21 protein-coding genes are annotated in these 22,680 nt (G+C 58.3%); 10 read left to right on the forward strand and 11 right to left on the reverse strand.

Features of this window, described 5'->3' with window-relative positions; genetic code table 11:
- Positions 1 to 122: 122 nt before the first annotated feature.
- Positions 123 to 1,088 carry a D-alanyl-D-alanine carboxypeptidase family protein gene (locus tag BQ7486_RS05355; protein WP_235836731.1) on the reverse strand — a complete coding sequence of 322 codons (966 nt, stop codon included), beginning with the start codon at positions 1,086 to 1,088 and terminating at the stop codon, positions 123 to 125.
- Positions 1,089 to 1,224: 136 nt separating this feature from the next.
- Positions 1,225 to 5,340 carry an ATP-dependent RNA helicase HrpA gene (gene hrpA, locus BQ7486_RS05360; protein ID WP_084765694.1) on the reverse strand — a complete coding sequence of 1,372 codons (4,116 nt, stop codon included), beginning with the start codon at positions 5,338 to 5,340 and terminating at the stop codon, positions 1,225 to 1,227.
- Positions 5,341 to 5,725: 385 nt separating this feature from the next.
- Here hrpA and argA point away from each other — a divergent pair, with 385 nt between their 5' ends.
- Together argA and BQ7486_RS05370 are read left to right on the forward strand one after the other, a co-directional pair.
- Positions 5,726 to 7,102 carry an amino-acid N-acetyltransferase gene (argA, locus tag BQ7486_RS05365; RefSeq protein ID WP_022373476.1) on the forward strand — a complete coding sequence of 459 codons (1,377 nt, stop codon included), beginning with the start codon at positions 5,726 to 5,728 and terminating at the stop codon, positions 7,100 to 7,102.
- Between the two features lie 12 nt (positions 7,103 to 7,114).
- Entirely contained in the window at positions 7,115 to 7,399 is a 285-nt protein-coding gene (locus tag BQ7486_RS05370; RefSeq protein ID WP_074009195.1) for an oxidative damage protection protein, read from the forward strand.
- 73 nt (positions 7,400 to 7,472) lie between these two features.
- On the opposite strand, the gene rpiA is transcribed toward BQ7486_RS05370, so the two are convergent.
- On the reverse strand, positions 7,473 to 8,135 hold the full coding sequence (gene rpiA, locus BQ7486_RS05375; RefSeq protein ID WP_074009196.1) for a ribose-5-phosphate isomerase RpiA: 663 nt from the start codon (positions 8,133 to 8,135) through the stop codon (positions 7,473 to 7,475).
- Between the two features lie 79 nt (positions 8,136 to 8,214).
- Between rpiA and BQ7486_RS05380 the strand changes: the two genes are divergently transcribed.
- The 8 genes from BQ7486_RS05380 (at position 8,215) to xth (ending at position 16,957) form a co-directional block, all read left to right on the forward strand.
- The gene (locus BQ7486_RS05380; protein ID WP_143183055.1) at positions 8,215 to 8,922 is read left to right on the forward strand and encodes an ATP-binding protein; all 708 of its coding nucleotides are present in this window, start codon (positions 8,215 to 8,217) and stop codon (positions 8,920 to 8,922) included.
- Positions 8,923 to 8,995: 73 nt separating this feature from the next.
- Positions 8,996 to 9,640, forward strand: coding sequence for a response regulator transcription factor (locus BQ7486_RS05385; RefSeq protein ID WP_022373472.1), 645 nt, complete (start codon positions 8,996 to 8,998; stop codon positions 9,638 to 9,640).
- Positions 9,641 to 9,717: 77 nt separating this feature from the next.
- Positions 9,718 to 10,797: a hypothetical protein gene (locus tag BQ7486_RS05390; RefSeq protein ID WP_074009198.1), complete on the forward strand. Its 1,080-nt coding sequence runs from the start codon at positions 9,718 to 9,720 to the stop codon at positions 10,795 to 10,797.
- A 6-nt stretch (positions 10,798 to 10,803) separates the two neighbouring features.
- Positions 10,804 to 12,504, forward strand: a complete 1,701-nt coding sequence (gene recJ, locus BQ7486_RS05395) for a single-stranded-DNA-specific exonuclease RecJ (RefSeq protein WP_074009199.1) — start codon at positions 10,804 to 10,806, stop codon at positions 12,502 to 12,504.
- A gap of 169 nt (positions 12,505 to 12,673) precedes the next feature.
- Positions 12,674 to 13,778 (forward strand): peptide chain release factor 2 gene (gene prfB, locus BQ7486_RS05400; protein ID WP_143183068.1). Its coding sequence is split into 2 segments (ribosomal slippage): positions 12,674 to 12,754 and positions 12,756 to 13,778, totalling 1,104 coding nucleotides; the frame shifts between segments, so codons are not numbered across the junction.
- A 46-nt stretch (positions 13,779 to 13,824) separates the two neighbouring features.
- Complete coding sequence (lysS, locus tag BQ7486_RS05405) at positions 13,825 to 15,348, forward strand: lysine--tRNA ligase (RefSeq protein WP_022373468.1); 1,524 nt, start codon at positions 13,825 to 13,827, stop codon at positions 15,346 to 15,348.
- A 17-nt stretch (positions 15,349 to 15,365) separates the two neighbouring features.
- Positions 15,366 to 16,166, forward strand: a complete 801-nt coding sequence (locus BQ7486_RS05410; RefSeq protein ID WP_074009200.1) for an NUDIX domain-containing protein — start codon at positions 15,366 to 15,368, stop codon at positions 16,164 to 16,166.
- Entirely contained in the window at positions 16,163 to 16,957 is a 795-nt protein-coding gene (gene xth, locus BQ7486_RS05415) for an exodeoxyribonuclease III (protein ID WP_074009201.1), read from the forward strand. Before BQ7486_RS05410 ends, xth begins: the two co-directional genes overlap by 4 nt.
- A gap of 75 nt (positions 16,958 to 17,032) precedes the next feature.
- Here the strand turns inward: xth and BQ7486_RS05420 are convergent, their stop codons facing one another.
- The 8 genes from BQ7486_RS05420 to BQ7486_RS05455 form a co-directional block, all read right to left on the reverse strand.
- A complete protein-coding gene (locus BQ7486_RS05420) occupies positions 17,033 to 17,389 on the reverse strand; it encodes a cytochrome c3 family protein (RefSeq protein ID WP_022373465.1) in 357 nt (118 codons plus the stop codon).
- 158 nt (positions 17,390 to 17,547) lie between these two features.
- Positions 17,548 to 17,748, reverse strand: a complete 201-nt coding sequence (iscX, locus tag BQ7486_RS05425; RefSeq protein ID WP_074009202.1) for a Fe-S cluster assembly protein IscX — start codon at positions 17,746 to 17,748, stop codon at positions 17,548 to 17,550.
- 70 nt (positions 17,749 to 17,818) lie between these two features.
- Positions 17,819 to 18,151: an ISC system 2Fe-2S type ferredoxin gene (gene fdx, locus BQ7486_RS05430; RefSeq protein ID WP_074009203.1), complete on the reverse strand. Its 333-nt coding sequence runs from the start codon at positions 18,149 to 18,151 to the stop codon at positions 17,819 to 17,821.
- A gap of 26 nt (positions 18,152 to 18,177) precedes the next feature.
- Complete coding sequence (gene hscA, locus BQ7486_RS05435; protein WP_074009204.1) at positions 18,178 to 20,055, reverse strand: Fe-S protein assembly chaperone HscA; 1,878 nt, start codon at positions 20,053 to 20,055, stop codon at positions 18,178 to 18,180.
- Positions 20,056 to 20,057: 2 nt separating this feature from the next.
- On the reverse strand, positions 20,058 to 20,567 hold the full coding sequence (gene hscB / locus BQ7486_RS05440) for a Fe-S protein assembly co-chaperone HscB (protein ID WP_074009205.1): 510 nt from the start codon (positions 20,565 to 20,567) through the stop codon (positions 20,058 to 20,060).
- 9 nt (positions 20,568 to 20,576) lie between these two features.
- Positions 20,577 to 20,900 carry an iron-sulfur cluster assembly protein IscA gene (iscA, locus tag BQ7486_RS05445; protein WP_022373459.1) on the reverse strand — a complete coding sequence of 108 codons (324 nt, stop codon included), beginning with the start codon at positions 20,898 to 20,900 and terminating at the stop codon, positions 20,577 to 20,579.
- A 37-nt stretch (positions 20,901 to 20,937) separates the two neighbouring features.
- Complete coding sequence (gene iscU / locus BQ7486_RS05450; protein WP_022373458.1) at positions 20,938 to 21,324, reverse strand: Fe-S cluster assembly scaffold IscU; 387 nt, start codon at positions 21,322 to 21,324, stop codon at positions 20,938 to 20,940.
- A 77-nt stretch (positions 21,325 to 21,401) separates the two neighbouring features.
- Positions 21,402 to 22,619 (reverse strand): IscS subfamily cysteine desulfurase, encoded by a 1,218-nt coding sequence (locus BQ7486_RS05455; protein ID WP_276526131.1) that lies wholly within the window; start codon positions 22,617 to 22,619, stop codon positions 21,402 to 21,404.
- Positions 22,620 to 22,680: the final 61 nt, after the last annotated feature.

The raw sequence follows: 22,680 nt of genomic DNA on the forward strand, positions 1-22,680 counted from the left end.
GCACTTTGTGTCTGCAGTGTTTTTTCCAGGACGCTCCCGGCGCCCGGCTGATCGGGTCATGATACCGCCCCTGATACGAAAAAACCTTCGGTTTTTTCCGAAGGTTTTGCCTCTGACGGGTCTTACATCAGCTCGTAAGGAGTGCTCTTGGCAAAGACCGCCTGATACTCGGTTTCGTCCTCAAGCCAGCGGCGCATCCTGAGCATATCGTCGGCGCGCTTACCGTTGGTGGCGGAGTCAAGCACCACCATCACAAGGCGGTGCCCGGCAAATTCGCTCTGCACCACCATGCAGCGGCCCGCTGCCGTCGTAAAGCCCGTTTTCTGCAGTCCCACATTCCAGCGCGGATCACCGATCAGACGGTTTGTGGTCTGAAGGCGAAGTTTCGAAATCCCGGCGTTTAGTAGTGCCGTGGGCGTTGTCGATGCCTTACGGATCACGGCATAGCCGTGTGCTGCCGCCGCCAAAAGCCCGAGATCGCGGGCCGTGGAAATATTTTCGTTGGAAAGTCCCGTGGGATCGGTAAAGCGGCTGCTTGTCATGCCGAGTTCCGCAGCCTTCTCGTTCATTGCCTTCACAAAGGCTTTAACACCCCCGGGATACGTGCGCGCAAGCATGTGCGCGGCGCGGTTGTCGGAGCTCATAAGCGCCGCCTGCAGCGTGGCTTCACGCGTTAAAACCATTCCGTTTCTGAGCTTACTTTCCGCGCGCGACTTCACGTAATCGGCGCGCGTCACCCGCAGTTTCGCTTTCATCGGCAGTTCGCTTTCCACAATCACCAGAGCCGTCATCAGTTTGGTGACGGAAGCGATCGGAAGGCGCACATCGGCATTTTTCTCAAAAAAGACTTCACCCGAGTCCTGATCGGCCATATAGGCAACGGAACTCGAAAGTTCCAGCGGATCCGGTGTATCGCGCAGGCCCGCGAGCATCGCCACCGACGGTCTCTGGCGCGTAAAGCGCGCACGGGTGCGGCGCTTGGGCGTTTTCACCTGGGGCTTGGCAGGCGCATAAACCGAGGCGGGCCGCAGGCTTGCAACGGCGTCGCCCGTGGCGGCGGGCGCGGCAACGGCCGAGCCTGCCAGCACAAAAGCAGCACTGACTGAAATCAACAATTGACGGAAAAACACGCGGAGAGCCCCGAAAAAAACGCGCCCGAAAACGGCAAAAACCTTGTTAATGCTAAGGAAAAATTTCTTCAAAATCAACCAGATTAACAATTTTTTAAAGTCGGCGGATCGACTCCCAGACCTTGGTGAGGCGCTTCACGCTCACGGGCATCGGGGTTCTCAATTCCTGAGCAAAGAAGGACACCCTCAGCTCTTCAAGAAGCCAGCGGAAGTCCGTGAGCCGCTCATCGGGCTGTCCGCGCCGCTCGGCCAATTCCCGGAAGTACGGTACCGAAAGGCGGGTGATGTCTGCCATGCGTTCGGCGTCTTTTGCCGGATCATTGCGGATTTTGTCCAGACGGCTGTTGACCGCCTTCACGTAGCGCTCGTAATGCCTGAGTCTGTCAAGCCCCACCACCAGGAGAAAGTGTTTCGGGAAAAGCCCCCGCAACTGATTTTTGATGTCCTTGACGGCCTCGGGCCAGGCCTTGGCGCCCTGCAGTTTTTTGGGCACGAGCGCGAGTTGCGCCGTCACCGCTTCAAGCGTGCGGGCAATTTCCTGGCCGATGAGCGTGAGTTTTGTCCGCGCCTCGTCCTTGCGGTGTCCGAACTCTTCGGCGTTCACGGGCCAGGGTTCAGCCATCGCGCAGGTCTCAACGGCCGCTGCCACCACGTCGTCGCGGAGCGCTTCAAAGCTTTCAAAGGCGGCGCTTACCTCCTCAATGACACCGGCCTGCATCTGCACACGGTGCAGTCCCGAGAGGTTCTTTTCGAGGTACTTCACCTGCTCTTTCATCTGAATGATGAAAAGGCGCCGCAGCCCCGCGCGGTGCGCGGCCTTTGCCTGCAGCGGATCATCGAAGACTTCCAGGGAGCACGCGTCTCCCCGGTCGACTAAGGCCGGGTGCCCGATCAGAGTCTCACCCCGGCGGCTGATCTCCATAAGTTCAGGCAGTTCCCCGAAATTCCAGACCGTGATGTTGTCGGCCAAATCTTCGGCAATCGATTCATCGGCCTGCGCCACGGTCTGAAAACTCTTTTGAGCCTCCTCTCCGAGCTCACTTCTGAGTTCGGCAAGGTTTCGGCCCATACCGAGCTGACGGCCGTGCTCATCAACAACCTTAAAGTTCATGATGAGGTGCTTGGCGAGAAACTCGGTTTTAAAGTCTTCCCGCTGACAACGCACGCCGGTCTCTTGGGCAATATCGTCGATCAGGGCATCAATGAGGGTTTTGGAGCCGACCTGAACCCCCTTGGTGCGCTCGAAAAAGCCCGCGGCGTACTGCTGCAGCGGCACGCAGTGCCGTCTTAAGCGCTGCGGCAGGCTCTTTAAAAGACTCTGCACCTTTTCCTTGAGCATACCCGGCACCAGCCACTCGCAGCGCACGGGATTAACCTGATTGAGCGCGAAAATCGGCACCGTCATCGTGACGCCGTCGCGCGGTGCACCGGGTTCAAAGTGGTAGGTAAGCCCCATCTCAACCCCCGCAACCGTCACCTTCTTCGGGAAGAAGTCCGTGGTGACCCCCTGCGCATCGTGGCGCATGAGCTCTTCCCGTGAGAGGTAAAGCACCTTTTTATTGTCTTTTACCGCCTCTTTGAGCCACGCTTCAAAGCCCGTCTGATCCGTCACGTCCTTGGGGATACGCTCATCGTAAAAAGCCACAATGAGTTCATCGTCGACCAAAACGTCCGGACGGCGGCTTTTGTTTTCAATGTCGCGGATTTCCCGCACAAGCTGCATGTTGTGCCGGAAAAAGGCGGCGTTACTGTCAAAGTCCCCGCCGACGAGCCCCTCGCGGATAAAAAGTTCTCGCGCGAGCACCGGATCATGCCGGGCAAAGGAGACACGACGCTGCATGTAAACGGGGAGCCCGTAGAGCGTTCCCCTTTCAAGCGCCACCACTTCACCGCGTTTTTTCTCCCAGTGCGGTTCCGTCCAGCTCTTTTTGATGAGGTGCGCCGCGGCCCTTTCCACCCACTGCGGCTCAATATCAGCCGCGCAGCGGGCAAAAAGCCGGCTTGTTTCAACGAGTTCCGCGGCCATGAGCCACTTTGCGGCTTTCTTTGCCAAACCCGAGCCCGGCCACACCCAGAAGTGAATGCCGCGGGCACCGAGATACGGGGGCGCCCGGAAGTCGGCGTCAAGCTGCCGGCAGCCGAGGTTACTCAAAAGCCCTGTTAACAGTGCCTCGTGAATCTCTTCGTAGCGGGCGGGCTTGGTGTTCACGGTCCAGCCGATCTCGCTCGTAAGTTCACTTAACTGCTTAAAAACGTCGCGCCACTCGTGAAGCCTTCGCGCAGAAATAAAGCGCCGGTGCAGCTCTTCGGTAAGTTTCCGGTTGCTTTCTTTTTTGGCGCGTGCCTCTTCGTACCAGCGCCAGATTCTGAGATAGGACAAAAAGTCGCTTTTTTCATCCTTAAACATCTTGTGCGCGTTGTCGGCGGCGTCCGGCGCATCCGCAGGCCGCTCTCTGGGATCCTGAATCGAAAGACCGGAAACAATCACAAGCGCTTCAGCCAAAGACCCCTTCTCATGCGCGGCAAGGAGCATCCGCGAAAGGCGCGGGTCCACCGGAAGACGCGCCAGAGTCTTACCGACCTCGGTGAGGTTTCCGATGTCGTCCGTTGCGTTTAATTCATTGAGAATCTGATAGCCGTCGGCCACCGCGCGCGCGGGCGGCGCCTGCACAAAGGGAAAGTCCCGGACTTCGCCGAGTTTTAAGGACTTCATCCGCAGAATCACCGCCGCAAGGTTGGAGCGCATGATTTCCGGATCGGTAAAGGCCGGGCGCCGGGCAAAATCTTCTTCCCCGTAAAGACGGATACAGATACCGTCGGCCACACGGCCACAGCGGCCGGCACGCTGATTGGCCGAAGCCTGACTCACGGGCTCAACCAAAAGCTGCTCCACTTTGTTGCGGTAGGAGTAGCGCTTGATGCGCGCCAAGCCCGTATCCACCACAAAGCGGATTCCGGGCACCGTAATGGAGGTTTCCGCCACGTTTGTGGCAAGCACCACGCGTCTTAAGCCGCCCGGTCGAAAAACGCGCTCCTGATCCTGCGCCGAAAGCCGTGCGTACAGGGGAAGAATGTCAATCATCCCGGGGCGGTGATGCTTGGCAATCACTTCCGCGGCTTCCCGGATTTCACGTTCTCCGGGCAAAAAGACAAGAATGTCGCCGCGGCCTGCCGTCTCCAGTTCATCAACGGCATCGGCAACCGCGTCCATAAGCGTGCGGTCGTCTTCCTCGTCGAGGTCTTCCACAGGTCTCCAGCGGATTTCCACCGGATACGTGCGGCCTGAAATCGTAAAGACAGGGACCGGATGCTCGGCGTCTTTACCGAAGTGCTTGGCAAAGCGCTCGGAGTCAATTGTTGCGGACGTCACAATCACTTTGAGGTCAGGACGCTTTGAGAGAAGGCGCTTTAAGTACCCCAGCAGAAAATCAATATTGATCGAGCGCTCATGCGCTTCGTCGATAATGATTGTGTCGTATTTTTTGAGCAGCGGATCGGTCTGGGTTTCCGCAAGGAGAATGCCGTCGGTCATCAGCTTGATGGTGGCGCCGAGCGAAGTGACGTCGGTGAAGCGCACCTTGTAGCCCACCACCTCACCGGGCTCGGTGTTCAGTTCCTGAGCAATGCGTTTAGCGATGGAACTTGCGGCAATACGCCGCGGCTGAGTGTGACCGATAAGCCCCTTTTTGCCGCGCCCCGCCATCAGACAGATTTTCGGAAGCTGCGTGGTCTTCCCCGACCCCGTTTCACCGCAGACGATGATCACCTGGTTATCTCGTATGGCCTTCACAAGCAGATCACCCTGCTCACTTACGGGCAGTCCCGGCGCGAGCTCAAAAGGCGGAATCGGGTTGCGGGATTCTTCAAAACTTAAGCGCGCTTTTGCCGGTGCCGCGGGTTTTCGGGCTTTTTCATGATCCGCCCGGCGGGCTTTCTGAAGGGGCCCTTGGGCCGGCATCTCACTTCTGCGGTTTACCGGCGCGCGCTGCGGCTGCTTTTTCTCTGTGGGCTGCTTTGCTGCCGCACGGCCCGTCTTCACTTCATGCACGGCCGTTTTTTCGGGCTGCCGGGCCTTTTTGAGCTGATCCGGTTTCTGCGGGGTCTGAGGCTTTGCCGCTAACTTGGGCGCAGCCGCCAGAAAAGTGGCCTTCCGGCCCTCAATAAGGCTGCGCAAATCACCGAACGGACGGGCCGAGGCTGAATCTGTCATAAGGAATTGAAAAAACGGGCGAAATAACAGAAGGCCGCCATTTTAACGAAGTCGGGGAAGGTCCAACCACGAAACAAAATCCGAACTTCCGCAGACTCCGCGCAACCGTTTCGCCCTTGAGGAAGGCGATATCCGGGATTCGGTGTTGGCAGAGTTCCGCCGGATCACAGTGCCGCCGTTGCGGCGTCTGTTGAGTACCGAAAACTGCCAAAAGTTAACGCCCGCAAGTCTCGTAAACAGGCGGGCGTTGGAGGACGCGATGAGCACTAGAAACCATCGCTTACCTGCCATTCTACTCAGACTCAGATGCGAATTCGGCGTAGGATGCGCTTACGGTCGACAGCTGCTGGCTTTACGGCCGTTTTGCACACAGCAAGGAAACACCATGCCGACAGAAGAAAATCACGCCGCAGAGACGCAGAAAGCCGTCCCCGCGGTCACAGAACCGGCCGCCGCCGACCTCTCACGCTGGGTGGCGTGGCTGCGCTCGGCCGCGCCCTACGTGCATCTTTTCCACGGCAAAACCTTTGTGATCAGCTTTGCGGGCGAAGTGGTGGCCGACACCAAGCTTCTGAACCGCCTCGTGATGGACGCAAGCCTTATTGCGAGCCTCGGGATCAAGCTCGTGCTCGTGCACGGCTCGCGCCCTCAGATTGAAGAGCTGATGCAGTTAAGGGGGCTTGCGGGTGAATTTCATAAGGGCGTGCGCATCACCGATGAAGCGGTTTTGGAATGCGTGAAGGAAGCCTGCGGCGAAACGCGGTTTGACATTGAAGCAGCGTTTTCCCAGGGGCTTCCCAACACCCCGATGCAGCACTCCCGCATCCGCGTGGTCTCCGGCAACTTTGTGACCGCCCGCCCCATGGGCATTATTGACGGCGTGGACTTCCGGCACACCGGTCTTGTGCGCAAAGTCGACGCCCAGAGTATTGAAGACGTCTTAAACCGGGGCTTTGTCGTGCTCGTGAGCCCCTTCGGCTTTTCCCCCACGGGCGAAGGTTTTAACCTCACGACCGAAGACGTCGCCACGTCCATCGCTTCTGCCATCAAGGCCGACAAACTCATTCTTCAGGTCGGGGTTGCAGGCGTTCGTCCTGACGGGGTCATGGCCCCGGAACTCACGGCCACACAGGCCGAAAAACTGATCGGCGACAAACGCGTCGACGCCGAAGACGTCTACAACCTCAACTTTGCCCTTAAGGCGATCCGTAACGGCGTGAGCCGCGTGCACATCGTCCCCTGGATGGTTGACGGCGCCATTTTGGCCGAGCTTTTCACGCACGACGGCGTGGGCACGATGATTGCCGAAGAGAATATGGAAAGCATGCGTGAGGCGGTCGCCGACGACGTGGGCGGCATCATGAAGCTGCTTGAGCCCTTTGAAAACGAAGGGATCCTTGTAAAGCGCCCGCGCGAAAAGCTTGAGCGCGAAATCAGTCACTTTACGGTTTTGGAACACGACGGCATCATTTACGGCTCGGCCGCCCTCTATCCCTATCAGGAAGCTAAAATCGGGGAAATGGCCGCCTTTGCCGTGCATCCTGCCTATCAGGGCAGCGGCGATGGCGACAGGCTTTTGCGCCGCATCGAGCAGCGGGCCCGCGAACTCGGGCTCACGCGGCTTTTTGTGCTCACCACGCGCACATCGCACTGGTTTATCAATCACGGGTTTGAGGCTGCGGACCTCGAGAGCCTTCCGATTGAAAAGCAGCGCATGTACAACTGGAACCGGCGCTCACAGATTTTTATCAAGCAACTTTAAGGAATAACGACCATGGCACGCACCGTGCACTGCATCAAACTCAACAAAGACGCCGAAGGGCTCGATTTTCCGCCGGTTCCGGGCGAACTCGGCAAGCGCATCTGGGCTGAAGTCAGCAAAGATGCCTGGGAAGACTGGAAGAAGCTGCAGACGATGATGATCAATGAGTACGGTCTGAACTGCGCCGACCCCAAGATCCGCAAGCATCTGATGGAGCAGTGCGAACGCTACTTCTTCGGCGAGGGCGTGGAAGCCGTCCCCAATCATGTGCCTGTGGAAGAAAAGAAGCCTGAATAATTCCGCTTCCCTCCAAAGCAAAAGCCGGCGAAGACTCGACAAAGGCGTCTAGCCGGCTTTTTTGTCTATGCGCTTAACGGGCCTTGAAGGTCTTCACGCCCTCTTCCGTTCCGAGCAACAGCACATCCGCCCCTCTCCGGGCGAAAAGCCCGACCGTCACGACGCCCGCCATCGAATTAATCTTGTCTTCAAGCGCCTTGGCGTCCGTAATCGAGAGCCCGTGCACATCGAGAATCCGGCAGCCGTTATCAGTCACAAAGTCCCGGAGCACCGGGCGCCCGCCCAGGGCGGCAAGTTCCCGGGTTAAAAGGCGGGCAGCCATCGGGATGACTTCAACGGGCAAGGGAAAACGCCCGAGCACATCGACTTTTTTACTTGCGTCAGCAATGCAGACAAAAGTGTCGGAAGCCGCGGCCACGATCTTTTCACGGGTGAGCGCGCCGCCGCCCCCCTTGATCATTTCAAAGTCCGCGTTGATTTCATCGGCCCCGTCCACGTACACCGAAATGCGGTCTTCGAGCGTATTGAGGTCAATCACCTTAAAGCCCAGGGCTTCCAGTTTTTTGCGGGAGCGCTCGGAACTTGACACACAGGCGGACGGCTTTTTCCCGGCTTCTTTGAGAGCATCAATAAAAAAATCCACCGTGGAACCGGTACCGACGCCAAGCACTTCGCCGTCGGTGACATAGTCAAGCGCCGCAAGGGCGGTTTTGCGTTTAAGATCGTTCTGATTCATCTTTTAAATCCTCTGCGGGGCGGTGTTTAACCGTCTCAACAGAGCGAATTTTGGCAAACGCGGGCGCAGATTGGAAACCATGGCAACAGGACACAACGAAACGGACACCCCAGAGGCTCAGTTTCTCGCGCATCAGCTCATGCAGCCGGTGACGGCTGCCGACAATTACGCGGCGGCTCTCCTGGAACTCCTTCACGGCGGGCGCCTTACCCCCGAAAAGCTCGAAGAAGGACTCGCCAAAATTAAGTCGCAGACAGAAAAAGCGCTCGGCACCGCCAAGGCCCTCCGGGCACTCACCCGCGCGCAGACAACGGCTGCGGGCCGTGCCCTTTTTTCAGAGGCGTTTAAGGCGGCGCTTACCCGCGTGCAGACCCTTTTTCCGGCCTTTTCCTGTCCGGCCGAAGGCCTTTGCGGTACGAACGTTGTCTGCGACCCGGTCCTTTTGGAAGAGCTCCTTTTTAATCTGCTGAAAAACGCCGCAGAAGCCGCTTCTGACACGGGCAGCAGTAAAGCCCGCGCAGCCGTCACGGTCTCGGGGGGCACCCTCGTTTTCACGCTCACCAACCCCGTTGCGGACGCAGACGAGGCGTTCACCGCCGCGCAGGGACCTGCGGCCGCAAACCGCAAAAAAGGCGGCAGCGGCACGGGACTCATCGTCGTGCGGCGCATTTTGGAGGCCTGCAGAGGACGCCTCTCACTGACCGCTCTTTCCGAAGGACAATTCAGCGCAACCGTCACGTTTTGTGTCGCCGGATACAGCCCGCGAACCGTTTCTAATAAAAACTAACCCTTACGCGTAAACCCTCGGTGCGGTACAATAAGAAACACGACCGATTGCTATTGTTCCAGGAGTTTGATTTATGGCTTTCCCGGATTACTTCACCGAGCCGCAGCAGCCTTTGGGCACTGTTTACGTTGTCGACGACGATGAGGCCGTCTGCGATTCCGTGCGCTGGCTTCTGGAAGCCGGCAACTACAAGGTGGAGATTTTCGACAGCGGCGAAAGCTTTATCGCAAAGTACGATCCGCAGGCCATTGCCGTGCTGCTGCTTGATGTGCGCATGAGCGGCATGAGCGGACTGGAAGTCCAGGAACACCTCATTGCCCGCAAGGCAGACCTTCCGATCATCATTCTCACGGCCTACGGCGACGTGCAGATGGCCGTCAACGCCCTGAAAAAGGGTGCCGTCGACTTCATTGAAAAACCCTTTGACCATGCGGCTCTGAGGCAGCTCGTGGAAAAAATGCTCGGTGAAGCACGCCGCAGACGCAGTCTCAACGAGCGGGAAGCCGCGGGGCGCCAGAAACTTGCCAAACTCACGCCGCGCGAACGTCAGGTTCTGGAGCGCATCGTTGCCGGGCGCCTTAACAAGCAGATTGCCGATGACCTCGGTATCTCCATTAAGACGGTGGAAGCCCACCGCGCCTCCATTATGGATAAAACAGCCTCCGGCACCGTTGCCGATCTGATGCGTGTGGTGATGGATTCGGGCGAGCGGCTCTGAAGCCCGCCTGACAACGACTTAACGCAATCCGGCGCAAGAAAAACAAAAAACGCCGGATTTTGTTTGGCTTTCCTTTAATGACCCAGGTTTATTTTCTGATTCCGGGCTTGCTGCTGCCTGAAGCGGCGCGCCCCTTTCTCTCAGCCGAAACGCTTGCCGTTGCGGGACGCATCACACGCGCTGCGGCGGGCGACGCCGTCACGCAGGTGCTCACCGCCGGCCCTGCGGCAGCAAGTGTGCATCTGGCGTGGCTCTGGCGGGTGCTTACGCGAAAGCCCCTGCCGTTTGCCTCAGCTCCCTACGCCTGGCTTATGGATCAGGGGCCGGAACTTTCGGGCGAAATCTGGCGCATGCACTTTGCTCACGATGACGGCACGGCACTTACGGACCTGGACGGCCGCATCACAAATGACGCGGCCGAGAGCCTTGCGCAGTTACTCAGAGCGCCTCTTGATCAGGCGGGCTTTGTGTTGCAGCGCTGGGATCAGACGTTTTACCTCACCCGCAAGACGGACTGGGGCGTGGAAGCGGCCGCCTGGCCCGTGCTGCGCGCAGGAGTCATTAACCGGGATTGCACCCTGGCCGCGCGCACTGATGCGGCGCCCGACGCATTACCGAAAGCGCAGGAAACGGTGAGAACCATCAACAGCCTCTTGGCCGGCGCCCGCATCACAACAGACGGTACCCAAGTCAACTTCACCTGGATCGACGGGGGCGGTCACGGCGGGCGCTTTTATCCGCCCACCAAAATCCGCAGCGTCCTCACCGACGACCCGGCTGTTTTGGGCTGGGCTCAGGAAGCCGGGATTCTCAACCACCGCACCGGAAAAGCCAAGGACGCAGAGACCTGGCCCGGGGATGCCCCTCCGGGCGAATGCATTGCCGTGCTTGAGGACCTTTACGAGCCGTGGCTCACGCGCGACTGGAAAACCTGGAGTGAAAAACTTCCGGCGCTTGTCACGCACATCGAAACGCTTGCTGCCGCCTCCCGCATCAAAAACTGTGATCAGGCGCTTGTTGTTGCCTGCGGCACGACGCACACGGTGTCGGTTCCGGTGAGACTTCCCGGGGCCGCCGCACGCGCCTTAAGCCTTTTGGAGCGCCTCAGGGGAAACAGCGGGCTTACTGCCGAAGCCTGGCTTTTCGAACCGGATTAATTCATCATGACCACTCTTTTTCAGCTGCGTCCTTACGACAAGCAGGCGTTTGAAACACTGGTGCACGGCGGAGTACTGCGGCCCGTCGCGCAGGCTCTCGCGGCCCGCGGGGTCACCTCAAACGAAGACCTGCGGGAAGACTGGAAGGCGATGCTCCCTCCGTCAGCGCTTGAGGGCACCGAAAAAGCAGCCCGCCTTTTAGCCGACCTCAGGGAAAAGAAGGGCCGCGTCATCATCGTTGCCGACTACGACTGCGACGGGGCAACGGCCTGCGCCGTGGCGATGAAGGGGCTCACCCTCATGGGGATTGCCGCCGACTACATCGTCCCTGACCGCTTTAAGCTCGGCTACGGGCTTACACCCGAAATCGTGGACATGTGTGCGGAGCGCACGCCGAAACCCGATCTCATCATCACGGTTGATAACGGCATAGCAAGCATTGAGGGTGTGGCGCACGCCAAGGCGCTCGGAATCGACGTTTTGGTCACCGACCACCATCTGCCCGCGGATGTGCTGCCCGAGGCAGCCTGCATCGTGAACCCCAACGTAAAAACAAGTACCTTCCCGAGTAAGTCCCTTGCCGGCTGTGGTGTGATGTACTACGTGCTTCTTGCGCTGCGTGCGGAGCTGAGACGCCGGGGTGTGTTTACAGCAGAAACGCAGCCGAGGCTTGATGCGTTAAGCGACCTCGTTGCCTTGGGGACGGTCGCTGATGTCGTGAGACTCGACAAAAACAACCGCATTCTTGTGGCGCAGGGGCTCGGACGCATCCGCCGGGGCCTTGCCGCCCCGGGCATTTCCGCGCTTTTTACCGTCGCGGGCCGCGACTGGCAGAAGGCTTCGGCGCGCGACATTGCCTTTGCGGTCGCCCCGCGCATCAACGCCGCAGGGCGCCTCACGGAAATGGGTGTCGGTATTGAATGTCTTTTAACCGACAACCCCGATCACGCACAGCTCTGCGCCGAAAAACTTGAGGAACTCAACAAAGAGCGGCGCGGTCTGGAAGACACCATGCAAAACGACGCGAGCGAATACGTCGCGCAACTTGACTGGCACAGCCGTGCCACCGTCACGCTTTTTGACGAGAGCTGGCATCAGGGTGTGGTGGGACTTGTGGCAAGCCGCGTCAAGGAAAAAATCCACCGTCCGGTGATTGCCTTTGCCTGTGACGGCGAGGAAGAACTCAAGGGGTCGGGGCGCTCAATCGAGGGAATTCACCTCAGAGATGCCCTGGATCGGGTGAGCAAAATTGCCCCGGACGTCATCGTGCGCTTCGGCGGCCACGCCATGGCCGCGGGCCTTACGATCCGCAAGGAAAACCTGCGGCGCTTCAGCGCGCTTTTTGAGCAGGCAGTCTCCGAAATGTACGACGCCTCCGTCTTTAACCGCGTGGTGCTTGTAGACGGCGCGTTAAGTCCCGAAGAGATCACGTTTCCTCTGGTGGAAGCGATCAGCGCGCGCATCTGGGGGCAGGGCTTTGAAAGGCCCCTTTTTGCCAATGACTTTACGGTGCTTTCGCAGCGCGTTTTAAAGGAAACGCACTTAAAGATTTTGCTCGAACTCGGCGACATGCGCTTTGACGCGATTTTTTTCCGCAGAAACACACCGTTGCCGGCCAAGGTACGCCTGGCGTACCGCCCTGAAATCAATGAATTTCAGGGGCGGCGCACCGTGCAGCTCGTCGTTGAAGCCGCTGAAGGCGCTTAAGCTTTCATTTTTCGAAAGAAAAACGCGCCCCGCGGGCTTTTGTAAGCGGCCCTGCTCCCTTATAATTCATAGTTTCTCCGCACGAAAAGCACTTTTTTGAAAGAGGCCGGGTTCACGCGTGAATCCGCCCGTGCGGACCGTTTGACAAATACATATTTGTAGGGACATGATGGAAGCCGAACGCATCAACCACATCACGAACCTCTGTGAAGATTTAGCTCACCGTCTTGCTGAGCTTAGGGGGTATCTTTGACGTCGACCGCAAGGAGCGCCGACTCGAAGAAGTAAACCGCGAAATGGAAAATCCGGATCTCTGGAACGATCCGGAACACGCGCAGAAAATCAGCAAGGAAAAGAAAACGCTTGAGGATCTGTGCGGCAGTTTCAAGCGTCTCACATCGGGCATTGCCGACGCCAAAGAGCTCTTTGAGATGAGCCTGGCCGACAACGATGAAGCCGGCGCCGAAACGGTTGCCGCCGAAGTCGAAGGCTTTGAAAAAGACGTTGAAAAGCTCGAATTCAAGCGCATGTTCAATCAGCCGATGGACAGCGCCAACTGCTACCTCGAAATTCAGGCGGGCGCAGGCGGCACCGAAGCCCAGGACTGGGCCTCGATGCTTGAGCGCATGTATCTGAGGTATGCCGAACGCTCCGGGTTTTCCGCCAAACTCACCGAAGAAACCGAGGGTGACGTCGCAGGGATCAAAGGCTGCACGATCTTTATCGAGGGCGAATGGGCCTACGGCACGCTCAGAACTGAAACCGGCATTCACCGTCTGGTGAGAAAAAGCCCCTTTGACGCCAACGCCCGCCGCCACACGTCCTTTGCCAGCGTCTACGTCTACCCCGAGGTCGACGATTCCATTGAAATCACGATTAATCCGGCGGACCTTCGCGTTGACGTCTTCCGCGCTTCCGGTGCGGGCGGCCAGCACGTGCAGAAAACGGAATCCGCGGTGCGCATCACCCATATTCCGACCGGTATCGTCACCGTCTGTCAGGATGACCGCAGCCAGCACAACAACCGTGAGCAGGCCATGCGCCAGTTAAAGGCCAAGCTTTACGAAGCCGAACTCAGAAAACGCATGGCCGCGCAGGAAAAACTTGAGGAAAGTAAGAGCGACATCGGCTGGGGACACCAGATCAGAAGTTACGTTCTCGATCAGTCCCGCGTTAAGGATCTCCGGACCAACGTTGAAACCGGCAACACCGGTGCGGTTCTGGACGGCGACCTGGATCAGTTTATTGAGGCAAGCCTCAAGCAGGGCATTTAACCGGACGGCCCAAACGGACACAACAATTTTTCGGAAAAAAGAGAAAATGACCGAACAGAACAACAAGAATCAAGCCCCGGCAGCCGCGGCAGAGGATGAAAACCACATCATCGCCGAGCGCCGTGCCAAGCTCGCACGCCTGCGTGAAGCCGGTGTCGCCTACCCCAACGATTTCGTGCGCAAGGACCTTTTCGGGGACCTGCGCGCCAAGTTTGGCGACAAAAGCCGCGAAGAACTCGAGGAACTTAAGCCCGAAGTCGCCGTTTCCGGCCGCATGATGCTGAAGCGCGTCATGGGTAAAGCTGCCTTTGCGACCATGCATGACTTCACAGGCGACATGCAGTACTTCATCACCCCGAGCGAAGTGGGCGATGAGGCGTTTGCGCAGTTTAAGGCGATGGACCTCGGGGACATTGTCGCCGCCCAAGGGCGCCTTTTCCGCACCAACCGCGGAGAGCTCTCGGTGCACGTCACCAAAATCCGGCTGCTCACAAAGAGTATCCGGCCGCTGCCCAATAAATTTAAGGGCCTGCAGGATCCGGAACAGTGCTGCCGTCAGCGCTACGCCGATCTCATCATCAATCCGGAAAGCCGCACGCGCTTTGAAACGCGCTCCAAGGTTGTGGCTTCGATCCGCGAATACATGCAGGCGCACCGCTTCATGGAAGTGGAAACGCCGATGCTCAACCCCATCCCGGGCGGCGCCAACGCCAAGCCCTTTGTGACGCATCACAACGCGCTTGACATGGACCTGTTCCTGCGGATTGCCCCCGAGCTTTATCTCAAGCGCCTCGTGGTTGGCGGCTTTGAGCGCGTCTTTGAAATCAACCGGTGCTTCCGTAACGAAGGCATCGACACGCGCCACAACCCGGAATTCACGACGATCGAGTTTTACGCCACCTACTGGACGTACCGCGATCAGATGGAATTTACGGAAAACCTCCTGAGAACCGTGGCTCAGAAGGCAACGGGCTCGATGGTGCTCAACTACCAGGGCACTGAAATTGATCTTTCGAAACCCTTTGCGCGGCTCACGCCCGAACAGGCAATCATGAAGTACGCGCCGCAGTACACGCCGGAAAACCTCACGGATGAGGCGTTCCTCAGAGCAGAACTTAAGCGCCTCGGAGAGCCCCAGCCCGACTGGGTCGGCATGGGGGCGCTCGTGATGGGGCTATTTGAAGCCGTGGCAGAGTCCAAGCTCATTGAGCCCACGTTCATCATCGACTACCCGGTCGAGATTTCGCCTTTGGCCCGCGCTTCCGACACCCATCCGGAACTTACCGAACGGTTTGAACTCTTTATCTACGGGCGCGAGACCGCCAACGGCTTTTCCGAACTCAACGACCCCGAAGATCAGGCGCGGCGCTTCCAGGCGCAGGCTGACGCCAAGACCCACGGCGACGATGAAGCCATGTACTACGATGCGGACTTTATCCGCGCGCTCGAGTACGGGCTGCCGCCGACCGCGGGCTGCGGTATCGGCATTGACCGCTTCGTGATGCTTTTAACGAACGCCTCCACGATCCGCGACGTGCTGCTCTTCCCGACGCTGCGTCTTGAAGCGTAAGCCGCAAAGGACGATTCATGCCGGTTCAGTTTGACGGCGTGACGCGAGAGCCCCGGCCCGCCGGGGCTCTTTTGCTGTCGGTTAACGGGCAGAGAGCCGGCCTTGTCACACGCGAAAACCTCGCCTTTATCGAAAGACTCGAAAAGCCTCTGGCATCCGCCTTTTCACTGAAGGGAGAAACCCTCACGCTCACGCTTCCCGCGGCTTCCGACGCGTTTTTGGCTGACCTCGCAGCAGCGCTCTGGCGGCGTCACGCGTTTTTTCAGTGGCGAAATGAAGCGCTTGACGTGTTGGCCGAAGACGACGCAACGGTCATTGCGCACGCCGAGCGCGGCCTTTTTCGGTTTCTCGGGCTCACAACCCGCTGCGTTTATGCGGTTGCCTCCACCCCTTCAGGAAAATTTTGGCTCGGCAAAAGAAGCGCGCATAAAGCAATTGATCCGGGGCTTTACGATACGCTCGCTAGCGGGCTGATTGCCGCAGGCGAAACCGTGCAGGAAGCGCTCATCCGGGAAACCGCCGAAGAGTCGGGACTTACGCCCGAAGTCTGTCAGTTTCACCCCGGCTGTGCCGTCACGTTGATTGAACGGCGCGTCAGGGAAGGATGGATGCGGGAAATCACATACACATACCGCGCAGAGGTCGCTGAAGACGTGACGCCCCAAAACACCGACGGCGAAGTGGAACGCTTTGACGCCGTGGATACTGAAGAGCTCAAAGACTGCGCACGGCGCGGGCTTCTTACCTTTGAGACCGTTGAGGCGCTCACCGTCCTCGGACTTCTTCCCAAAACCAAACAACAGAACACAACACCGTGAAAATTGCCACCTGGAACGTAAACAGCATCAAAGTGCGCGCCCCGCAGGTCTGCGCGTGGCTTCAAGCCTCCCGCACCGACGTGCTCGCGATGCAGGAAATCAAAACAACAGACGACCTCTTTCCGCGCGACGCATTTGACGCCGCAGGGTACGATACGTATGTCTTCGGGCAGAAGACCTATAATGGGGTGACGCTTGCCGTCAGACGCGAAACCGTCGCAAAAGTCGAGGATGTCGTCACTGGGATTCCGCATTATCCGGACGAACAGAAGCGCTTTATCGCCGCGACAATCACAGGTAAGGACGGTGCCCTCGTGCGGCTTGCGGGCGTTTATGTTCCCAACGGCCAGGCCGTGGGCTGCGACAAGTACCTCTATAAGCTTGACTGGCTCTCGGCACTGACCCACTGGACGCGCGCTGAAATTGCTGCCGGCAATCCCCTCATGATTGTCGGAGACTACAACATTGCACCTACGGACGCCGATGTCTGGAATCCGGAGAGCTGGAAAGGCAACATTTTGGTGAGCGAACCCGAGCGCAGTGCGTTAAAAACACTGCTTGCCGCCGGCCTCACCGACACGTGGAACCTGGAACTGCACGACCCCGAAACCTACTCCTGGTGGGATTACCGCCAAAGCGGTTTTGAAAAGAACCACGGCCTGAGAATCGATCTGATGCTCGCTGCCGAGCCGCTGACGCAGCGCATTAAAGACGTTGCGGTCGATACGGCCCCGAGAGCCACCGAAAAGCCGAGCGATCACGCACCGGTGGTGCTCACGCTTTCAGCCTGATTCTTATCCGCAGGTACAAAAAAGGGAACCGTTTTTTAGCGGCTCCCTTCTTTTTTATCCGGCAGTCAGCAAAGACTACGGAACATTGAACTTAAAGTCGTGGCACTGAGCGCAGAAGTTTTCGCTCTTTTCGTGGCCCAGGTGGCAGTTCGTGCACTCGAGCTTATCCTGGTAGTGCGGAGAGGTGTGCGGGTTGTGGGGCTTGACGTTTTTCGTCTTATTCACCAGAGCCTGCGTCGGATGGCACTTCGTGCAGGTATTGATGTCGGGCGGATCAAGCTCGGCGGGATTGCCCTTACCGTGACACATCTCGCAACTCACCCCCTTTGCGACGTGGCGGTCAGCCAGAAACTTATCAGCGGCCGAAGCCTGGCTCACAGCCATGAGGCCGGCGCTCACTACAGCCAACGTCATCAGAGCAGTACGCAGCATTTTCTTTTTCTCCTGAATCGGGGGATTTCTCTTTTATTCTGCAGGGCGCATTATGGGCTTATGCGAAACTTAAAGCCATAACAAAAAAGGGCGTCCCTACTGGGGAAATCACTAGGAGAATTATGCGGACCTTAAGCTCCTAGGAGTTTTGCCCGCGGTCAGTCGCGCTCGTCAATCCAAATCTGAAGGATCGCCTCAAGGCGCGCTTCGGTGGAAGCCTGCGGGTCATCGTCAAAATCCGGAAGCGCCAGAATTTTGGCGTGCAGTTCCGTCATTCTGAGCGTTGTCGGGTCCAGGTCCGGCTCATTGTCGTAAAGCTCTTCGGCAATGGCGCGGCTGTCGGTCCATTTGAGTCCCATGATTTTCTCTCCCAGGCAAAAAGAAAAAAGCCGGTGCTCACGAAAAACACCGGCAGCGGCCGAAAACGGCTTATTCGTTGACGAGATTGCGGTTATTTTTCGGAATCTCGATGGTGATGTCTTTGTCACCCATCACGGTCTGGCAGGCAAGGCGCGATTCGCTTGTGGCGCCGAAGGCGTTGTCGAGCTGATCGTACTCGTCGTCGGAGGGCTCACCGAGGCTCTCAAACCCCTCCTTCACAATCACGTGGCAGGTCGCGCAGGCGCAGTTGTACTCGCAGGCGTGCGGCAGATTGATGCCCGACTTATTGAGGCTCTGCGCGAGCTTTTCACCCGTTTTGACTTCAATTTTGGCGCCCTGCGGGCAGAGTTTTTCGTTCGGAAGAATCGTTACAAAAGGCATGGTTAATCTCCTGATAATTTGTGTTTTTAAATCTTGATGTCACTTAAGCTTTGGCCGGCCAGGGCCTGACGGATCGAGCGGTCCATGCGCCGTGCGGCAAAGTCGCCCGTGACGCGTGTGAGCTCATCAAGCGCCTTTTTAATGGCGGCGGCGTCCGTCCCTGAAGCGGTCTTTTTAAGTGCCGCTTCAGCTGCATCAATCGTGCGGCGCTCGGCGTCATCCAAAAGGTCTCCGTCCTGAGCCAGGGCCGAATCCGTGGATTCGATGAGACGGTCGGCTTCCACGCGGTTTTCACGCAGTTCCCTCTCGTGCATGTCGCTTTCAGCCGAGCTCGACCCGTCTTTAAGCATCCGCACGATATCCTCGTCACTTAACCCGTAACTCGGTTTCACGGTGATGGAACTTTCCACCCCGGTGTGCTGTTCGCGGGCTGAGACCGACAAAAGGCCGTCGGCGTCAATCTGAAAGGTCACGCGGATGCGGGCAGCACCGGCTGCCAGCGGCGGGATCCCGCGCAATTCAAAGCGCGCAAGCGACCGGCAGGCGTCCACCACTTCGCGTTCGCCCTGCACCACATGAATGGCCATCGCGGTCTGTCCGTCCTTAAAGGTCGTGAAGTCCTGCGCCATCGCCACCGGTATTGCGGTGTTTCTGGGAATGACTTTTTCAACGAGCCCGCCCATGGTTTCCAGGCCCAGGGACAACGGCGTGACGTCCAGAAGCAGCCAGTCGTCGCCTTCGGCAACGTTACCGGCAAGCTTATTGGCCTGCATCGCTGCGCCCACGGCCACCACCTGGTCCGGGTCGATGTTGCAAAGCGGCGCCTTTCCGAAATACGCATCAACGGCCTTGCGCACGCAGGGCATGCGCGTTGCGCCCCCCACAAGCACCACGCCCTTAATATCGGCGGCGCTTTTTTTGGCGTCCTTTAAAACGTTTCCCACGGCGTCCGTTGTCTTTTGCACAAGCGGAAAGACCATGTCGTCAAAAGCCGCGCGGGTGAGCGTTTTTTCAATTGTGCGGCCGTCGGAGAGTTCGAGCTTTAAAACCACCGCATCGGTGTCGGTGAGCGCTTCGCGCGCTTTTTTCGCCGCGAGCGTGAGCCTGCGTTTGTCTTTGGGCGTGAGAATCCCCTCGCCCTGACCGGCAACGCCTTCAAGCGCCCAGCAGACGACGCGGTGATCGAAGTCATCGCCCCCCAAGGCGGAGTTGCCGCCCGTGGCGAGCACTTCAAAAACACCCTTGGTGAGTTCCAGCAGCGACACATCAAAGGTGCCGCCCCCGAGGTCATAGATGAGATAAAGGCCTTCCGCGGCGTTATCAAGCCCGTAGGCGAGCGCCGCAGCCGTCGGTTCATTCAAAAGCCGCAGAACGTTAAGCCCCGCCAGACGCGCCGCGTCCTTGGTAGCCTGGCGCTGCGCGTCGTCAAAGTACGCAGGCACCGTAATCACGGCCCCCACAAGCTCCCCGCCGAGGCGCGCTTCAGCGCGCGCTTTCAGGGCCTTTAAAACTTCAGATGAGACTTCCACGGGGGTTTTCACGCCCGCCGCGGTTTCAATTTTCACCATCCCTTCGCCCGGCACAAAGCGGTAGGGAAGCGTGATGTTCCCGGCGATGTCTTTAAGCCCCCGGCCGATCAGGCGCTTGGCTGAACTGATGGTGTTTAAGGGATCGTCGGCCTGCTCGACCGCGGCCTGCCAGCCCGTGTGCACGGTGCCGTCGGCGAGATACCGGACAATTGAAGGCAGAAGCGCCCGCCCCTCATCGTCGCGGATCACTTCGGCTGCGCCGCTTACGACGCTTGCCACAAGGGAATTAGTGGTGCCGAGGTCAATACCGACCGCAAGCCGCTCCTCGTGCGGCGCCGCGGACAAACCCGGTTCGGCAATCTGCATGAGCCCCATGATCAGAATTCCTTACGTACATCACTGCCCGCGAGTTCCGCGCGCATCTTTTCAATAAACATGAGGCGCCGCACGGACTGAACCGCCGCGTCATTGTCCCTGGCGTCATCAAGCGCCGCAGCCAATACGCCGATTTCCTTCGTGCGCGCGGCGTCCACTTCGGCGATCAACTTGTCCCGGGCCTCACCCTGCGCTTCTTCAGCGGCTTCCCGCCACTGCATCTGCTGCATGAGAAAGGCCGTGTCCATGTGCGTGTCGGTTTCGCTTTTGATGTCGCGGCCCCTGAGTTTCAGCAATTCCGTAGCCCGGGCAACCGGCGTCATCAAAGCATCGCGCGCTTCGTTGATGCGGCCCGCCCACTGCTCGGCCACGCGGCGCTCGGCGGCTGAGCGGTCGGCAAAGCGGTCGGGGTGCACCGCGGCAATGGCTTTTTTCCAGCCCGCTTCAACCGCGGCCGGATCAAGCCTGAACTGCTCGGGAACCCCGAGCAGTACAAAAGACGTCATCTGCATGATCAAAAATCAGACGTGAAAGGACTTACCGCACCCGCAGGTCTCTTTTTCCTGCGGATTGTTGTACTTAAAGCCTTCCTGCAGGCCCTCCTTGACATAGTCAAGTTCGGTGCCGTCAATGTAGGGAAGACTCTTTGCGTCAACAATCACCTTGACGCCGTGACTTTCCCACATCTGATCATCGTCGTTCACGGCATCGGCAAACTCAAGCTTATAGGCCATCCCCGAGCAACCCGAGGTTTTTACGCCGAGCCTTAAACCAATGCCCTTGCCGCGCTTGGCAAGATAGGCTGCAACGTGCTTGGCGGCGGCTTCCGTTAGTGTGACTGCCATAATCCTTTACTCCTGAAATCCGGTGTCCTGCGCGGGCTTACTTTGCCTGCTGCTTCTTCTTGTAGTCGTCAATGGCGGCCTTTACCGCATCTTCGGCGAGAATCGAGCAGTGAATCTTCACGGGCGGAAGGGCGAGCTCCTCGGCAATCGCGCTGTTGGAGATCTTGGCTGCATCGTCCAGGCTCTTACCTTTCACCCATTCGGTCACCAGAGAACTCGAGGCAATCGCCGAGCCGCAGCCGTAGGTCTTAAATTTGGCGTCTTCAATCACGCCCTTGTCGTTGACCTTAATCTGCAGGCGCATCACGTCACCGCAGGCGGGGGCCCCCACCATACCGGTGCCGACGTTGGCGTCATCCTTGTCAAGCGTTCCCACGTTGCGGGGATGCTCGTAGTGGTCCATCAGTTTTTCGCTGTAAGGCATTTCTTCTTCACTCCGGAAAATTCGTGATTTTCCCCGGACGCGCTTTATAAAGCAGAGCCCGGGGTACGGTCAAAGACTCAGTGTTCGCTCCACTTCACCTGGGCCATGTCGATGCCCTGCTGGTGCATTTCCCACAGGGGCGAGAGCTCACGCAGCTTCGCGACTTTTTCCGTGAGAAGCTTCACGGCAAAATCGATTTCTTCTTCGGTCGTAAAGCGCCCGAGCGTAAAGCGGATCGAGCTGTGCGCAAGTTCATCGCTTCTGCCCAGAGACTTCAGCACGTAACTCGGCTCAAGCGAAGCCGAGGTGCAGGCAGAGCCAGAACTCACCGCCAAGTCCTTGACGGCCATCATGAGGCTTTCGCCTTCGATGAAATTGAAGGACACGTTAAGGTTGGAGCAGACGCGGTGCTCCATGTCGCCGTTAATGACGATTTCGGGGATGTTCTTTTCGATCCCGTCCTTTAAGCGGTCACGAAGAGCGGCGATACGCTTGATTTCCTCGGCCTGCTCCAGGCGCGCGAGGCGGTAGGCTTCACCCATACCGACAATCTGGTGCGTAGGCAGCGTGCCAGAGCGCATGCCGCGTTCGTGTCCGCCCCCGTGAATCTGCGGTTCGATACGAACACGGGGCTTGCGGCGCACGTAAAGGGCACCGACACCCTTGGGGCCGTAAACCTTGTGACCGGAAAGGCTCATGAGGTCAATCTTGAGTTTTTCCGTATCCAGGTCCATCTTGCCCACGGCCTGCGTGGCGTCGCAGTGGTAAAGCACGCCGTGCCTGCGGCACATTTCGCCGATTGCGGCAATATCCTGAATGACGCCGATTTCGTTGTTGACGGCCATCACGGAAACGAGCGTCGTGTCCGGACGGATGGCGGCTTCAAGCTTGGCAAGATCGAGAAGGCCGTTTTCCTCAACGTCCATGTAGGTCACTTCAAAACCTTCGGTTTCAAGATGGCGCATGGAGTCAAGCACAGCCTTGTGTTCGGTCTTGACCGTAATGAGGTGCTTGCCCTTATCCTTGTAGAAGTGCGCAACCCCCTTGATTGCGAGGTTGTCGGCTTCCGTTGCGCCCGAAGTCCACACGATTTCACGGGGATCGGCGTTGATGTAGCGGGCCACTTCGGCGCGCGCTTCTTCAACGGCCTTTTCGGCCTCCCAGCCGTAGGCGTGCGAGCGGCTTGCGGGGTTACCGAACTTTTCGCACAGGTAGGGAATCATTTTTTCGGCCACGCGCGGATCCACCGGGGTCGTTGCCGAGTAGTCAAGGTAGACAGGAAGCTTCAGGGTCATTCGTTGTTACTGCGGCCTTTTGTTGCCGCATCCTCATGGATTAAAAGTGTCTTCTGATGAA

The sequence above is a fragment of the Duodenibacillus massiliensis genome, from assembly GCF_900128485.1.
In the GTDB taxonomy this organism is placed as follows: Bacteria; Pseudomonadota; Gammaproteobacteria; order Burkholderiales; family Burkholderiaceae_F; genus Duodenibacillus; species Duodenibacillus massiliensis.

Excerpts from the sequence above, each read along its gene's own strand:
- hrpA (WP_084765694.1), bottom strand. The coding sequence starts at position 5,340 with ATGACAGATTCAGCCTCGGCCCGTCCGTTCGGTGATTTGCGCAGCCTT.
- argA (WP_022373476.1), top strand. The coding sequence starts at position 5,726 with ATGCCGACAGAAGAAAATCACGCCGCAGAGACGCAGAAAGCCGTCCCC.
- BQ7486_RS05370 (WP_074009195.1), top strand. The coding sequence starts at position 7,115 with ATGGCACGCACCGTGCACTGCATCAAACTCAACAAAGACGCCGAAGGG.
- rpiA (WP_074009196.1), bottom strand. The coding sequence starts at position 8,135 with ATGAATCAGAACGATCTTAAACGCAAAACCGCCCTTGCGGCGCTTGAC.
- BQ7486_RS05380 (WP_143183055.1), top strand. The coding sequence starts at position 8,215 with ATGGCAACAGGACACAACGAAACGGACACCCCAGAGGCTCAGTTTCTC.
- BQ7486_RS05385 (WP_022373472.1), top strand. The coding sequence starts at position 8,996 with ATGGCTTTCCCGGATTACTTCACCGAGCCGCAGCAGCCTTTGGGCACT.
- BQ7486_RS05390 (WP_074009198.1), top strand. The coding sequence starts at position 9,718 with ATGACCCAGGTTTATTTTCTGATTCCGGGCTTGCTGCTGCCTGAAGCG.
- recJ (WP_074009199.1), top strand. The coding sequence starts at position 10,804 with ATGACCACTCTTTTTCAGCTGCGTCCTTACGACAAGCAGGCGTTTGAA.
- lysS (WP_022373468.1), top strand. The coding sequence starts at position 13,825 with ATGACCGAACAGAACAACAAGAATCAAGCCCCGGCAGCCGCGGCAGAG.
- BQ7486_RS05410 (WP_074009200.1), top strand. The coding sequence starts at position 15,366 with ATGCCGGTTCAGTTTGACGGCGTGACGCGAGAGCCCCGGCCCGCCGGG.
- BQ7486_RS05420 (WP_022373465.1), bottom strand. The coding sequence starts at position 17,389 with ATGCTGCGTACTGCTCTGATGACGTTGGCTGTAGTGAGCGCCGGCCTC.
- iscX (WP_074009202.1), bottom strand. The coding sequence starts at position 17,748 with ATGGGACTCAAATGGACCGACAGCCGCGCCATTGCCGAAGAGCTTTAC.
- fdx (WP_074009203.1), bottom strand. The coding sequence starts at position 18,151 with ATGCCTTTTGTAACGATTCTTCCGAACGAAAAACTCTGCCCGCAGGGC.
- hscA (WP_074009204.1), bottom strand. The coding sequence starts at position 20,055 with ATGGGGCTCATGCAGATTGCCGAACCGGGTTTGTCCGCGGCGCCGCAC.
- hscB (WP_074009205.1), bottom strand. The coding sequence starts at position 20,567 with ATGCAGATGACGTCTTTTGTACTGCTCGGGGTTCCCGAGCAGTTCAGG.
- iscA (WP_022373459.1), bottom strand. The coding sequence starts at position 20,900 with ATGGCAGTCACACTAACGGAAGCCGCCGCCAAGCACGTTGCAGCCTAT.
- iscU (WP_022373458.1), bottom strand. The coding sequence starts at position 21,324 with ATGCCTTACAGCGAAAAACTGATGGACCACTACGAGCATCCCCGCAAC.
- BQ7486_RS05455 (WP_276526131.1), bottom strand. The coding sequence starts at position 22,619 with ATGACCCTGAAGCTTCCTGTCTACCTTGACTACTCGGCAACGACCCCG.